12 protein-coding genes and 1 pseudogene are annotated in these 12,797 nt (G+C 69.6%); 9 read left to right on the top strand and 4 right to left on the bottom strand.

The features are described from left to right. Positions 1-53 precede the first annotated feature (53 nt). The 3 genes from ACFY9I_RS06695 (at position 54) to ACFY9I_RS06685 (ending at position 2,080) form a co-directional block, all read left to right on the top strand. Positions 54-1,307, top strand: a complete 1,254-nt coding sequence (locus tag ACFY9I_RS06695) for a helix-turn-helix domain-containing protein (protein ID WP_390997553.1) — start codon at positions 54-56, stop codon at positions 1,305-1,307. Positions 1,308-1,391: 84 nt separating this feature from the next. Beyond that, positions 1,392-1,880 (top strand): hypothetical protein, encoded by a 489-nt coding sequence (locus tag ACFY9I_RS06690; protein ID WP_390997550.1) that lies wholly within the window; start codon positions 1,392-1,394, stop codon positions 1,878-1,880. Continuing rightward, complete coding sequence (locus tag ACFY9I_RS06685; protein ID WP_390997548.1) at positions 1,877-2,080, top strand: hypothetical protein; 204 nt, start codon at positions 1,877-1,879, stop codon at positions 2,078-2,080. The genes ACFY9I_RS06690 and ACFY9I_RS06685 overlap by 4 nt, the downstream gene beginning before the upstream one ends. A gap of 300 nt (positions 2,081-2,380) precedes the next feature. Here the strand turns inward: ACFY9I_RS06685 and ACFY9I_RS06680 are convergent, their stop codons facing one another. After that, entirely contained in the window at positions 2,381-2,716 is a 336-nt protein-coding gene (locus ACFY9I_RS06680) for a helix-turn-helix domain-containing protein (RefSeq protein WP_390997546.1), read from the bottom strand. 130 nt (positions 2,717-2,846) lie between these two features. On the opposite strand from ACFY9I_RS06680, the gene ACFY9I_RS06675 reads away from it, so the two are divergent. Then, positions 2,847-3,080, top strand: a complete 234-nt coding sequence (locus tag ACFY9I_RS06675) for a hypothetical protein (RefSeq protein WP_390998126.1) — start codon at positions 2,847-2,849, stop codon at positions 3,078-3,080. 15 nt (positions 3,081-3,095) lie between these two features. On the opposite strand, the pseudogene ACFY9I_RS06670 reads toward ACFY9I_RS06675, so the two are convergent. The 3 genes and pseudogenes from ACFY9I_RS06670 to ACFY9I_RS06660 all read right to left on the bottom strand — a co-directional run. Then, positions 3,096-3,341: pseudogene (locus ACFY9I_RS06670) on the bottom strand (DUF779 domain-containing protein); the annotation flags it as partial. Between the two features lie 47 nt (positions 3,342-3,388). Then, entirely contained in the window at positions 3,389-4,864 is a 1,476-nt protein-coding gene (locus tag ACFY9I_RS06665) for an alginate lyase family protein (RefSeq protein ID WP_390998086.1), read from the bottom strand. A 194-nt stretch (positions 4,865-5,058) separates the two neighbouring features. Further along, on the bottom strand, positions 5,059-7,113 hold the full coding sequence (locus ACFY9I_RS06660) for a pectinesterase family protein (RefSeq protein ID WP_390997544.1): 2,055 nt from the start codon (positions 7,111-7,113) through the stop codon (positions 5,059-5,061). A gap of 394 nt (positions 7,114-7,507) precedes the next feature. On the opposite strand from ACFY9I_RS06660, the gene ACFY9I_RS06655 reads away from it, so the two are divergent. The 5 genes from ACFY9I_RS06655 to ACFY9I_RS06635 all read left to right on the top strand — a co-directional run bounded on the left by ACFY9I_RS06655 (position 7,508) and on the right by ACFY9I_RS06635 (position 12,762). Beyond that, the gene (locus ACFY9I_RS06655) at positions 7,508-8,518 is read left to right on the top strand and encodes a substrate-binding domain-containing protein (RefSeq protein WP_390997541.1); all 1,011 of its coding nucleotides are present in this window, start codon (positions 7,508-7,510) and stop codon (positions 8,516-8,518) included. Positions 8,519-8,818: 300 nt separating this feature from the next. Then, positions 8,819-11,362: a nitrate- and nitrite sensing domain-containing protein gene (locus ACFY9I_RS06650; RefSeq protein WP_390997538.1), complete on the top strand. Its 2,544-nt coding sequence runs from the start codon at positions 8,819-8,821 to the stop codon at positions 11,360-11,362. Between the two features lie 45 nt (positions 11,363-11,407). After that, positions 11,408-11,836: a roadblock/LC7 domain-containing protein gene (locus tag ACFY9I_RS06645; protein ID WP_020114533.1), complete on the top strand. Its 429-nt coding sequence runs from the start codon at positions 11,408-11,410 to the stop codon at positions 11,834-11,836. Between the two features lies 1 nt (position 11,837). Further along, the gene (locus ACFY9I_RS06640; protein ID WP_390997535.1) at positions 11,838-12,194 is read left to right on the top strand and encodes a DUF742 domain-containing protein; all 357 of its coding nucleotides are present in this window, start codon (positions 11,838-11,840) and stop codon (positions 12,192-12,194) included. Further along, positions 12,181-12,762: an ATP/GTP-binding protein gene (locus tag ACFY9I_RS06635; protein ID WP_390997532.1), complete on the top strand. Its 582-nt coding sequence runs from the start codon at positions 12,181-12,183 to the stop codon at positions 12,760-12,762. The genes ACFY9I_RS06640 and ACFY9I_RS06635 overlap by 14 nt, the downstream gene beginning before the upstream one ends. Positions 12,763-12,797 lie beyond the last annotated feature (35 nt).

The raw sequence follows: 12,797 nt of genomic DNA, 5'->3' as shown, positions 1-12,797 counted from the left end.
AGGGCCTTGCCCATACCCTGACAGTGACGAGCTGTTCAGAGAGGGGCAAGGCCATGTCGCACTCCGATGCTACCCCGGACCCATACGCCGACCCGTTGCGCTTCGGCCAGCGGGTGCAGATTCTCCGCGAGCGCCGGGGCATGACCCGCGCACAACTCGCCGACCTGATCGGCGTCTCACCTCACACCCTGAAGAAGATCGAGAACGGGCAGCAGCAGGCACCCGGCCTCGACATGGTGATGCGGATCGCCGAAGCCCTCCGGGTCCGAGACCTCGCCGACCTGACAGGCCACCCCGACATGCACATCGACCTCTTCATCGGCCCCGGCCACCCCCGCCTCGCCGCCGTCAAGGCCGCCATCGACAACTTCTCCCTGTCCTCGAGTCTCGAGCCGCCACCACTCGCCCACCTCGAGGCCCGACTGCACGCCGCATGGAAGGCCCGGCACGCGGCGGAGAAACACCGCGAGGTCATCGGGAAGCTGCTGCCGGATCTGATCCGCGACGCGCAAGCCCTGGTGCGACACGCCGACTCGAGCAACGACCGCCGCCACGCACAAGCCCTCCTCGCCGAGACGTACTCGCTGTCGCAGTTCTTCATCGCCTACCAGCCCGACTCCAGCCTCCTGTGGCGCGTCGCCGAACGCGGCATGGTCGCCGCCCAAGACTCCGGGGACCCGCACGCCATCGGCGTCGCCGCCTGGCTGCTGGCCCAAGCCCACCGCGACTCCGGGCGCCGGCACTTCGACGCCGCCGACGCCATCAACCTCGAGGCCGTCCGCTTCCTCGAGCCACTCCTGCCCGATGCCGACGATGACGTCCTCGCGATCGCGGGCGCCCTCGAGTTCGAACTCGGCTACACCGCCGCACGACGGCGGGAGACCGGCACCGCGTGGCGGCACTGGGACAAGGCCCGCAAGATGGCCAAGCGGCTCCCCGCCGACTACTACCACCCGATCACCTCGTTCTCACGGGCCATCATGGGCGCCCACGCCGTCACCGTCGCCGTCGAACTCCACCAAGGCGGGGAATCTGTGCGTCAGGCGGCTCTGGCGAACAAGGCAGTCATCAAGTCGAAGCCCCGCCGGGCCCGCCACCAGATCGAGGAGGCGCGCGGCTACCAGCTGGACGGGCAGCCGGATGTCGCGATCGCCGCGCTCGAGAAGGCGCACAAGGCAGCACCGGACACGATCGCCTACAACGGGTACGCCCGCCGCATCATCCTCGAGGAGACGGAGTCAAAGCAGGCGGCTCGGCGCCGGCGCGCGTCGGAGCTTGCGGTGGAGGTTGGCATCCTGGCCGCGTAGGGGACCGGATTCCGGTCCTCGGTCAACTGCGGGCGCCTCTACGGTCACTGTGTGAGACGGATCACCTGTGGTCGTGGAGGCGCGATGGACCCGAGAACCCAGACCGGCACCACCCTGGAACTCGACGCGCTCGCCCTCCCCGACCCTGCTCGCCTTACGGAAGACCAGCGGTGTGGCCGCCACTGCCTGTGGTGCCCGACCCCGCTCACGGTGGAGACTGCAGTCGACCTCGGCGAGCGCCGCGACCCCATGCACTGGTTCCCCCGCTGCTGCGTCTCCTGCATACGAGCCGCCGACCATGCTCACGTCGGCATGTGCGAGACCTGCGTCGAAACCCCCGGCGCCTGCCAAACCGCCGCCACCCTGAAGCAACTCGTACGAGAGCACAGCCGCACCCCTCCACCCGGGCCCCGCCCCATCGCCTACTGCAACTGGCACCGCGGCCTGTCCGACACCGCACTCCTTGTCCGCATCACCGAAGAAGGCTCAGGCGGCGAGAACGGCATGCTGTACGCCTGCCAGACCTGCCGCACCCAACACGGCCTCACACCCCTGGCGGAGCACAGCCGATGAGCCTGCCACCCGCCACCGAGCTGACCCACGGCCAATACACAGGCTGGAACTGCGTGTGGTGCGACACACGACTCACCACCGGAGCCGTCAGCGCCGGAAAAGCCCGCGGCAGCAGCGGCGCCCACAACCTCGACACCGAGGTCTACGCCTGCCCAGACTGCGCGACCGCCCGCAACCTGGATAGCCGACCCAGAAGGTGAGGAAGCCGTGATCAAAATCTGCGGAGACTGCCAGCAGTCGATCCGGAACGGCGAGGAGTACCGGTCGTACCCCATAGACGCGGCATCGACGGCAGCGGCGGCTGTGTACTTCCACAAGCGGCCATGCCGGAAACTTCCCTACCAGTCGGCCCCGGCCGTCCTCGACGGGCGCCTCCGGCGTTGAGATCCCCTCGGCGCCGGCTGGATCCCCGGCGTGCGAGGTGGCTGCCCCGATAGCTGTGCCGGGACGGGGCGGCCTGGGTGGGCCCGCCGCTGACGTCCCCCGTCGCGGCGGCGGGCTCACCGCACCAAATCCGAGAGCGGGACTTCGAGAACGTCAGCGATCAGCAGCAGGTGATCGATAAGTGTTGCGGTCGCGCCCTGCTCGATCCGGTTGACGGTTTTCCGGTCGAGGTCGGTTAACTCGGCGAGTCGCTCCTGTGTGAGTTTCTGGCGCGTGCGTTCGGCCCGGATGTTGTCCCCGATGGCTCGACGTCTTTGCAGTACCCAGTCGGGCATCGGGTCGGTTGGCACGGGTACACGCTGATCAAGGCCGTGATCGATGTCTGTACCATCGATGGGACATTCACGGAACAGGCCCGGCTCGCCGCCGCAACCCAAGGCCGAATAAAACACTCGTTCGAGTGACGCCGTAGACTGACCGTTGTTCAGGCCAGAGGTTTACCTGACCATTACCTTCACCCCCCGCACCACCCCGCCCACCCGCGCCACCCCCACAGCGCCCGCACCAACAGGTGACCTCCACATGACCGAGCAGCCCGACCCCACGCAGGGCGCCTCCCTCACCCCAACCCAGGCCATCCGACGAGACTTCGCCCGCCAAGGCCTCGACGAGGCGCGCAATGCCAGGCTCGCCGACCTTGAGCCGCACCGACTCATCCTTCTCGTTGAACGCCTCACAGGGGAGCTGGACGCAATGCTGCACCTCGTCGACGAGATCACTGGCGCCACGCCGCGGTCGCCCAATGGCAACCCCTAAGCCACTTTGTGGTCTCCACACCTCGTACTGATTGCGGGACATCCAGAACCCGATCGACTCGTCGACCCCGTCGACCTCCAACTCCGCGAGGAGGACGTCCGAGTCACCCGTACGGAACTCGCCGTCCGGGTAGCACATGGGGGCGCTGCCGTCGCAGCAGCCCCCCGACTGGTGGAACATCAACGGGCCGTGGGCCGCCCGCAGCCGCCGTACGAGATCGGCGGCCGCGGGTGTCAGCTCTACGCGCGGGATCACATCCATGGCCGCAGTGAACGCCCCGGTGGGTTGCGAGGACGTTGCGTGGCCCGTCAGCTCTCCGAGGGGCCGCCCGAGCGGTTGCGGCGACGCAGCAGAAGCAGGCCGCCGGCGAGGGCCGCGACGCCGCCCGCGGCGGTCCAGGCGGGGAAGTCGGAGGTGCCGGTCGCGGCCAGGTCCTCGCCGCGTCCGCCCTGGGCGCTCGCGGCGGTGCCGGGGGAGGCCGCCGAGCCGCCCTTCTTCGAGCCGGAGCCGGAGCCCGCGCTCTCGCCCGAGCCGGACGCGGCGGTGTCGGCCGACCGCGGAGCGCTCGCCTCGGCGGCGGAGGCCTTGTCGCGGGTGAAGGTCAGGGTGCCGAAGCCCAGTTGGTCGTAGCCGCCGCTGTCGGGGCCGTAGTCGCCGCCACCGCCCTCCGGGGCCGACTTGGCCGCGATCCGGGTCAGGTACGAGGCGTCGAGGCCCCGGCGCTTGGTGTAGTGGTTGGCGATCATGGCCCAGATGGGGCGGGTCATGCCGGGGTCGACGCCGGCTGCCTCGGACGCGGTCTCCCGGCCGGACCAGCCGTTGATCGCGCCCTTGGCACGGGTGTTCTGGGTGTAGCCGACCCGGCCGCCAAGGCTCCACTTTGCCACGTACTGGGCGCCCTTGAGGAAGCGGTTGTCGTCGTAGCCGTACAGGTCGACGCCCTGGTTCCAGGCCATCTCGCAGAAGGTGCCCATGAGGCCGACGCCCAGCAGCGCGTGGCCCTGGTCGCGGCCTGCCTCGAGCCACTCGCCGAGACCGTCGTCGTGGACGACGGGGATCGCCTTCTTGACGGCGCCGAGGCCCTCGCCGTCCTTGAAGTAGTCGATCGCGCGGGCGACTTGGGCCTTGTCGTCGCAGAAGATGCCGGTGGCGAGGACGCAGGCCATGTTGGCGAGGTCCCAGTTGGGCCAGTAGTTGGTGACCACCGCGCCGTTGTGGTGCACCAGGAAGTCGTCGCTGAGCGGGGCGAAGACCTCGCTCAGCATGGTCTTGAAGCGGTCCAGCTCGAAGTCGGCGTGGTCGCGCACGAGTTCGGCGGCGTTGGCGAACTGGTAGCCGTACAGGCCCGCCGCGAGGAACCGGTCGGCGCTGCCCTGCACGCTGGTCAGCGTCCCCGACCAGGCGTTGAGGATCCGCACGGCGGTGTCGGCGTGCGCGCTCTCGCCGGTGATGTGGAAGCGCAGGGCGTTCTGGTAGGCGGCGTGGATGTCCTTGTAGAGCGCGGCGTAGTTCTGCGGGGAGCCGCCGCCCCGGTAGACCGTGGCGGCCGGGCGGGGTGTCCAGGAGGCCTGGGCGTGGGCGTTGGCGGTCAGTCTGGCGAAGCCCGCCTCGTAGGGCGCGGCGCCCGCCTTCACCTTGGCCGCCATACGGGCAAGGTCCGCTTCGGTGTGGAGCAGACCGGGGTGCGCGTAGGCGACACCCGCCGCCGCGGCCGGTGTCGCCACCGCGCCCGTGCCGACGCCGAGCCCGGCCGCACCCGCGGCGGTACCGGCGATCTTCAGCATGCTCCGGCGGCTGATCTGTGCTGTCACGATGGAGGTCCTCGGGTCTCGGGTACGGGAGGCGCAGCACGGTCCCGCGTCGGCCCGCGCGGGAGGCTGTGAACCGGAGACGCACCGGCCCCGGGGGGATAACAAAAACCCGGGGCGGTGCGTCCCCCGCCGTACTCGCGGTGCGTCCCTCGCCGTACTCGGTGGGGTCAGGTGCCGGGCGTCCAGCCGCCCAGCCAGTCCGCGACCTCCTGGTTCGCGGCCTGCGCGTCGGTCAGGTGCGGCCGGTCGGTGCTCTGGCCGCCCGCGCCCGGGCCCTTGTTCATGTACTCGGCGAAGCGGTCGTCCTTCCAGGAGAAGCCGCTCATGTCGGTCCACGGCGCGGTCCTGATGGCGGCGCTGAGCGTGGTGTTGCGGACCGTCGTCTGGGGGTCGAGGGAGGCGTCACCGCCCGCGTGCCAGGGGCGGCCGAGGTAGAAGGTCCGGTCGGAGACTTCGCCGTTGACGGTGGAGTTGATGATGAGGAAGCCCTTGCGGTTCGCGGCCGTGCTCGGGGCGGTGATGTAACCGGCGGAGGTGCCGTTCCAGCGCTTCTTCAGGGTGATGATCGACTTGTCGACGACAGCCGTGGCCCGGCCGAAGATGAAGTCGACGTTGCCGATGACGTAGGAGTTCGTGACGTACACCCGGCCGAGCTTGTCCTTGGCCGCCGTGTCCAGCAGGAGGGTGTCCTGGTCACCGGTGACGATGACACCGTCGAGGACCACCTTGTCGGCCGCGGTGCGCAGCGCGACCGCCTGGTGGTCCTTGAAGGACTGGTTGGCGGCCTCGTCGAAGTCGTTGGAGATGGTCAGGTTGCGTGCCTGGAAGTCGTCCGCCTCCACGGCGACGGTGGCGCTGCCGCCGGTGCCGTAGGTGCCGCCGCCCGGCTTGGGCGTGCCGGCCGCGTTGTTGTAGACGATCACCGTGTCCTTGCGGCTGCCGCCCGAGCCCTGGATGGTGACGTGCGGCTTGTTCGACGGGACCTTGACGAGTTCCCGGTACGTGCCCGGCTTGACCGAGATCACCACCCGCGAGGGGTTGTTCGCGGGCACCGCGTCGACGGCCTTCTGCACGGTGGTGAACTGGCCGCTGCCGTCCTTGGCGACGGTGATCGTGGTCGCCGCGGCGGCCTTGGTCGTCGCCGTCGTGCCGATCGAACTCCTCGGTCCTACACCGGACTTGAGCAGGGCGGGCACATCGGCCGCCTTGTCGAGGGTGTAGCTGTAGTACCTCTTGGGGTCGAAGGCCGTACCGCCGCTCTCGTTGCGGCCGGAGGTGCCGGAGAAGACGTTGCCGCGCTGGACCAGGGCGGCCGTGGAGTCCTTGGTGACCGGGTTCCTCATGCCCTGGAAGTAGCTGTTCTCCAGAACCATCTTGGTCTTGCCGCGCGCGTAGTTGCCGTACGACGAGGTGATGTCCGTGCCGGACACGTCCTCCAGGAAGTTGTTGTACAGGTGCGCGTGGGCCACGTTGTCGGTGGACGGGTTGCGCTGCTCGGTGTCGCGGAACCAGTTGTGGTGGATCGTCAGGTCGGCAGTGGTGTTGGTGGTCCAGCCGATGCCGAAGGTCTTGTTGTTCTGGCTCAGCTTGTTCCAGGACACCGTGACGTAGGTGGTGTCCTTGCGGCTGTCGATGAGGCCGTCCGCCATGTGCCGCAGGTCGTTGTGGTCGATCCAGACGTGGTGGGCGCCGTCCATCTGGATGGCGTCGAAGTCGTGGTCCTTGTCGTTCCAGGTGCCCTGGTAGGAGTCACGGATCGTCAGGTTGCGGATGATGACGTTGTGGACGCCCGACCCGAGGAAGAAGCCGCCGCCGACGATGTGCCCGGACGTTCCCGAGCCCACGATCGTCTTGTCCGAGGCGACCTTGATCTCCTTGCCCACCGGGTTCATGTTGATCGTCGCGGCCACGACGATGACGTACGGCTCGGGGGCGGTCGCGTACTTCTCCAGATCGGCCAGGGTCCTCACCGTGACCGTCCTGCCGTCACGGCCGCCGTAGGTCCCCTTCTGGCCGAGCGCGTCGACGGACGCGAACCCGTCGGCGGTCTCGGTGGCCCAGGACGGGGCGGCCGCCGCCGCCTGCGGCTGGGCGTCCTCGCCGAAGACACCGAGGACCGTGCCGTAGGCCATGGTTCCGGCGGCGGCCAGGGCCAGGGGGACACCGGCCACCAGTGCGGTCTTCCTTCTGCGGTGGCGGGCCTTGCCGTGGTTCTCTCTCACGTGTCGCTTCCGTTCCGTGCGGGGGGATGGTCGTCAGACGAGCAGTCGCCGCCAGGTGTGAAGAGGTTGCCGCCTTCCGGTACGAATTTCGGTCAGGACACCCGCACTTCGGAACAGGCCCATGAATGGCCGGGAATCGACGCTTACATGGGCCCGCTCAACGGTCTGTGGCTCACGTCCCGGGCCTGTGGCGGCCGTTGACACGTGCGCGCAGGCTGACGTCGGGCTGTCACAGCAGTACATCGATTTTGTTGTTCACTTGACTACCGGGCGTCACACGCGATTGGCTCCGCCCAGCGAGGGTCAGCCATCACCGCACGTCATCGCGGTGATGGCGGCAACTTCGCTTCCCCGAAGTCCCGCCCCCGGTAGCACAGTGAGGTGCCGCGCTCCCATGAACCCGCCCCCCGCGCCCCACAGATTCTTCGCAGCCTTCCGTGTCATGGCGCTGGCCGCCGTCGTCTGTCTGACGGCCACCGGTTGCTCGATGTTCGGCGGATCGGACAGCGATTCGGACAGGGGCCTGTCGGGTACGCCGGGCGGTGGGATGAAGGTCGCGCTGATCACGCACAGCGCCGAGGGGGACGCCTTCTGGGACCTGGTCCGCAAGGGCGCCGAGGTCGCGGCAGCCAAGGACGGCATCGAGCTGACATACGTCAGCGACCCCGATCCCCAGGGCCAGGCCGAGCTGGTCCGGGACGCGATAGCCGACAAGGTCGACGGCATCGCGGTGACCCTGGCCAAGCCCCAGGCCATGCGGGGCGCCGTCGCCGAGGCCCGCGCCGCGGGCATACCCGTGGTGGGCCTCAACTCCGGCATCGACGCCTGGCAGACGCAGGGGCTGCTGGGATTCTTCGGTCAGGACGAGAGCGTCGCCGGACGCGCGCTCGGCCAGGAACTCGACGCGCGCGACGCCCGGCACGCCCTGTGCGTCATCCACGAGCGCGGCAACGTCGCCGTGGAGGCCCGCTGCGCCGGCGTACGGAAGACCTTCGGCGGCCGGACCGACAACCTCTACGTCGACGGCACCGACATGGACGCGGTGACCGACTCGATCGCCGCCAAGCTCCGCCAGGACCCGACCATCGACCAGGTGGTCACGCTCGGGGCGCAGTTCGCGCTCGCCGCCGTGGACTCGGTCGACGACGCGGGCAGTGTGGCCGAGGTCGCCACCTTCGACCTCAACAAGGACCTGGTCGAGGCCGTGAAGGACGGCGACGTCCAGTTCGCGGTGGACCAGCAGCCCTACCTCCAGGGCTACCTCGCGGTCGACGGACTCTGGCTCTACCGGACCAACGGCAACGTCAGCGGCGGCGGCGTCGAGCCCGTGCTCACCGGTCCCGCGTTCGTGACCAAGAAGAACATCGCCGGGATCGAGAAGTTCGCGGCGAACGGCACCCGTTGACATGCCGTGCCCGCCCGCCCGTACGGCGATCTGTGACCGGTGGCCCCCGAGCCCTCGCGAACAGAAAAGCGGAACCTTCCGTTCGGGCACGACCGCACTCCGGAACCCAAGCATCCGGAACGGTCGTGTAACGGCGACCCCAAACTTCCGACCGCCCCTGCGACGTGCACTCACTTGTGCGGATAACATTTCGCGCATCCTCTGTGCGCCCTGCTGACAGGTGCCCACCCGTCCACACCCGGACCCTGTCACACCGTCCCCGATCCCTTCCGTTCCCCAGCCTCCCGCCCAAGGACGACGATGCCCCCATGGACCGGCGCCCGGCGCCGTCTCGGCTCCATACGTCTCTCGCTGATCCTCCTGGCTCTGATCCCCAGCGTCACGCTCGCCGCCACCTGGGCCGTGACGACCACCCAGATGTTCTCGGAGGGGCTGCGGCTGAGGGCGCAGACCGGACTGAGCAAGTCCACCGGTGCGATGGGAACCGAGGCGACCCTCGCCCTGCAGCGCGAACGAGCCCTGTCGGCCGCTTACATGGCCGCCCCCGGCAGCTCCATGGACGCCCTGTACCAACAGCGCCGGGCGACCGACAGGGCGGTCGCGAAGCTCGCCTCGCGCGCGGACGCCATGGAGGACGCCCCCGACCGCATCGGGCAGCGGCTGTACTCCGTGATGGCCGGCTCCGGCAGCCTGGAGTACTACCGGGAACAGGTGGACAGTCCCACCGACATCACACCCGAGCAGATCCTCGACCAGTACACCGAGATCATCGACGACCAGATCCACGCCTTCCAGGCGCTCTCCCAGGTCGACGACGGCGACCTCACCTCGCAGGCCGGACCACTCGTCACCCTGGAACAGGCTGCGGAACTGGTCTCCCAGGGCGACGCGATCCTCACCCTCAACTGGCCCTCGGGCGAGCTCGACCAGGCGAGTCGCGACCGCTTCGCCCAAGTGGTCAGCGCCCGGCGCTGGCTCGTCGACGACCAGCTCGTCCACACGGTGGAGGGCGAGGTGAAGACCAAGATCGAACGGATCGTCCAGGGCAAGGACTGGCAGACGCTGCAGGCCGTGGAGGACCAGGTCCTCTCGGCCCACACCACGGGCACCGGCGACGCCCGGAAGACCAGGCTGCCGCAGGCCCAGGCGCGCTGGAACGACGCGATGACGACACTGTCCGCCCAGTACGAACAGTTGATCCGGGCCCAGACCGAGGGGCTGCTCGACCGCAGTGGCGAGGAGGCGCGCGGGCTGCTGATCAAGGCCGGCTCGCTGAGCACCGCCGGGCTCGCCGCGCTGCTGATGTGCGTCGTGATGTCCTGGCGCATCACCCGCTCCCTGTCCCGCCGCCTCACCGGCCTGAGGACCGCCACCCTCAGCCTCGCCGAGGAGCGGCTGCCCGACGTGGTGGCCCGCCTCGACCGGGGCGAGAAAGTCGACGTGGACTCCGCCGCGGCCCCGCTGGACTACGGCACCGACGAACTCGGCCAGGTCGCCAAGGCGTTCAACGCCGCCCAGCGCACCGCCGTGCACACCGCCGTGGAACTCGCCGACATCCGGCGCGGTTTCCAGCGCGTCATCCTCGGCATCGCCCGGCAGAGCCAGAACCTGGTCAACCTCCAGCTCAGCAAGCTCGACAAGCTGGAGCGCCAGCACCAGGACCCGGAGATCCTCAAGGGCCTGTACGAGCTGGACTCCACCGCGAGCCAGCTCCGCCGCTACGAGGAGAACCTGGTCATCATCAGCGGCGAGCGGCCCGGACGCACCTGGACCCAACCCGTCGCTCTGATCGACATCCTGCGCAGCGCCGTCGGCGAGGTCGCCGAGTACCAGCGGGTGGAGGTCCACACCGACGACGACGTGTGGATCGCCCCACCCGCCGTGGCCGACGTCATCCACCTCCTCGCCGAGCTCATCGACAACGCCACCTCCTACTCGCCCGCACCCAGCCCGGTGAGCGTCCGCGCAGCGATCGTCGCCAAGGGCCTCGCCCTGGAGGTCGAGGACCGGGGCCTCGGCATGTCCGAGGAGGACTACGCCGCGTTCAACGCGCAGCTCGCGGTGGTCCCGAAGTTCGACGTGGTCGCGCTCGCCGACGACCTCCGGCTCGGCATGTTCGTCATCGCCCGCCTCGCCACCCGGCACGGCATCACCGTCACCCTGCGCGCCTCGCCGTACGGCGGCACCACGGCGATCGTGCTCATCCCCGACGAGATCGTGGTGCGCGAGGCCCCCGACGCCGAGGACGGCACCGACCCGGTCGAGCCGCCCGCACGGGCCTCGCGGGTGGCCGCACGGGTCGCCGCGGCGGGGCTCACCGCCGGGGCCGGACCCGCACCGGAGTCCGAGTCCGAGTCGGAGCCCGAGCCCGAACGGCAGGGCCCGGGCCGTACGCCGGAGGAACCGCCGACCACGAACGGACGGAGTCCTGAGGCCGTGACGGACGGGCTGGTCTCTGAGCCCGCCGCGAACGGGCGGGCCCCTGAGCCCGCCGCGAACGGGTCGACCCCCGAGGCCGCCCAGGACGGGAAGGACGGTCCCGGTGAGCGGGAGCGGGCACGGCCCGCCGCCCGGAAGCCCCTGGCCGCGAAGAAGGGTGGCCTGATGCCGTTGCCACGCCGCATCCCGCAGACCAGTCTGGCCGCCGAGCTGATGGAGGAGGTACCGGACCCCGACGGCGACGCCCTCGACGATTTCACGGCCGAACGCGCGGCCTCCTCGCTCGCCGGATTCCAGCGCGGAACGCTCCAGGCACGTGACGACGACGCGGAATCCGAGTACGCACTGGGAGAGGCATCCGTATCCCAAGACCCAGGAGACCGGATCCCCGCCTCCGGCACCTGACGTCCACCGACTCCCCACGCAGACCGCTCATTGAAGGACACACAGATGACACGCCCCATCCCCGCCACCCACAGCCAGCTCGACCAGCTGCTCACCGGACTGGTGGACCGGGTCGCCGAGGTCGATCACGCCGTCGTACTCTCCGAGGACGGACTGGTCGTCAGCAAGTCCACCGCGTTCCTGCGCGACGACGCCGAGCGGCTGGCGGCGACCGCGTCCGGGCTGATGAGCCTCAGCAAGGGCGTCAGCATGGACTTCCGCGGCGGCCCCGTGCGCCAACTGCTCATCGAGATGGGCAACGCCTTCCTGATCCTCACCAACGCCGGGCCCGGCGCCAACCTGGCCGTGCTGACCCGGCAGGGCGCGGACGTGGGCGTGGTGGCGTACCAGATGAACATGCTGGTGAAGAAGATCGGCGAGCACCTCAGCGCGGCACCACGTGCCGGTGTCGTCGCGGCCGACAGCGGCGAGTGAGGTGAACGGAGGCGATGCGGCGGGCCGGCTGGTTCGCCCGTTCACCCTGACGGGCGGCCGGACCCGGCCCGCCCGTGGCGACTTCACCCTGATCACCATGGTGGCGGCGGTGGACCCGCAGCCGGCCGGGGGCACCCGGCCACAGCCGGAGCACATCCGCATCCTCAAACTGAGCTCCAAGCCGATCGTGGTCGCGGAGCTGGCCAGCAAACTCGACCTCCCGGTGAGCGTGGTCGCCATCATGCTCTGCGACCTGCTGGAGGCGGGCCGGATCAGTGTCCGCCAGCCGCGGCTGATCTCCCGCGCCCCGGATCTGGACCTGCTGAAGAAAGTGAGGGACGGCCTTGGCCGGCTCTGACCCCACCCCCCAGGGCATCGCGGCTCCCGACACCGTGAAGATCCTCATCGCCGGGGGCTTCGGAGTAGGCAAGACGACCATGGTCGGGTCGGTCAGCGAGATCGTCCCGCTGCGTACCGAAGAACCCCTCACCATCGCCGGTCTCGGTGTCGACGACCTCGACGGCATCCCGGAGAAGCACGCCACCACCGTGGCGCTGGACTTCGGCCGGATCAGCATCGGCCAGGACCTCGTGCTCTATCTGTTCGGCACCCCCGGGCAGCAGCGGTTCTGGTTCATGTGGAACGACCTGGCGATCGGTGCCCTCGGCGCCGTGGTCCTCGTCGACGTGCGCCGCCCCGAGTCCAGCTTCGCCGCCATCGACTTCTTCGAACGCCGCGGGATCCCGTTCGTCATCGGCGTCAACGGCTTCCACGGAGAGCACCCCTACCCGCCCGAGGTGATCCGGGAGTCGCTTGCCCTGCCCGACAACACGCCGGTGCTCCTCTTCGACGCCCGCGAACGCACGTCCTGCCGTGACGTACTGATCGCACTGCTGGACCGGCTGATCGCCGCGTCGGCCCACTGAGGCCGGCGCCGGAGCCCTTCGCCGGCGCCGGAGCC

Origin of the sequence: Streptomyces sp. NPDC012510, assembly GCF_042955065.1 — a bacterium.
Lineage (GTDB): Bacteria > Actinomycetota > Actinomycetes > Streptomycetales > Streptomycetaceae > Streptomyces.
Note: the sequence above shows the minus strand (reverse complement) of the source record. Positions and strands in the feature narration are given on the sequence as shown.

Coding starts and splice junctions, on each gene's coding strand:
- ACFY9I_RS06695 (WP_390997553.1), top strand. CDS start 54: ATGTCGCACTCCGATGCTACCCCGGACCCATACGCCGACCCGTTGCGC.
- ACFY9I_RS06690 (WP_390997550.1), top strand. CDS start 1,392: ATGGACCCGAGAACCCAGACCGGCACCACCCTGGAACTCGACGCGCTC.
- ACFY9I_RS06685 (WP_390997548.1), top strand. CDS start 1,877: ATGAGCCTGCCACCCGCCACCGAGCTGACCCACGGCCAATACACAGGC.
- ACFY9I_RS06675 (WP_390998126.1), top strand. CDS start 2,847: ATGACCGAGCAGCCCGACCCCACGCAGGGCGCCTCCCTCACCCCAACC.
- ACFY9I_RS06665 (WP_390998086.1), bottom strand. CDS start 4,864: ATGCTGAAGATCGCCGGTACCGCCGCGGGTGCGGCCGGGCTCGGCGTC.
- ACFY9I_RS06655 (WP_390997541.1), top strand. CDS start 7,508: ATGAACCCGCCCCCCGCGCCCCACAGATTCTTCGCAGCCTTCCGTGTC.
- ACFY9I_RS06650 (WP_390997538.1), top strand. CDS start 8,819: ATGCCCCCATGGACCGGCGCCCGGCGCCGTCTCGGCTCCATACGTCTC.
- ACFY9I_RS06645 (WP_020114533.1), top strand. CDS start 11,408: ATGACACGCCCCATCCCCGCCACCCACAGCCAGCTCGACCAGCTGCTC.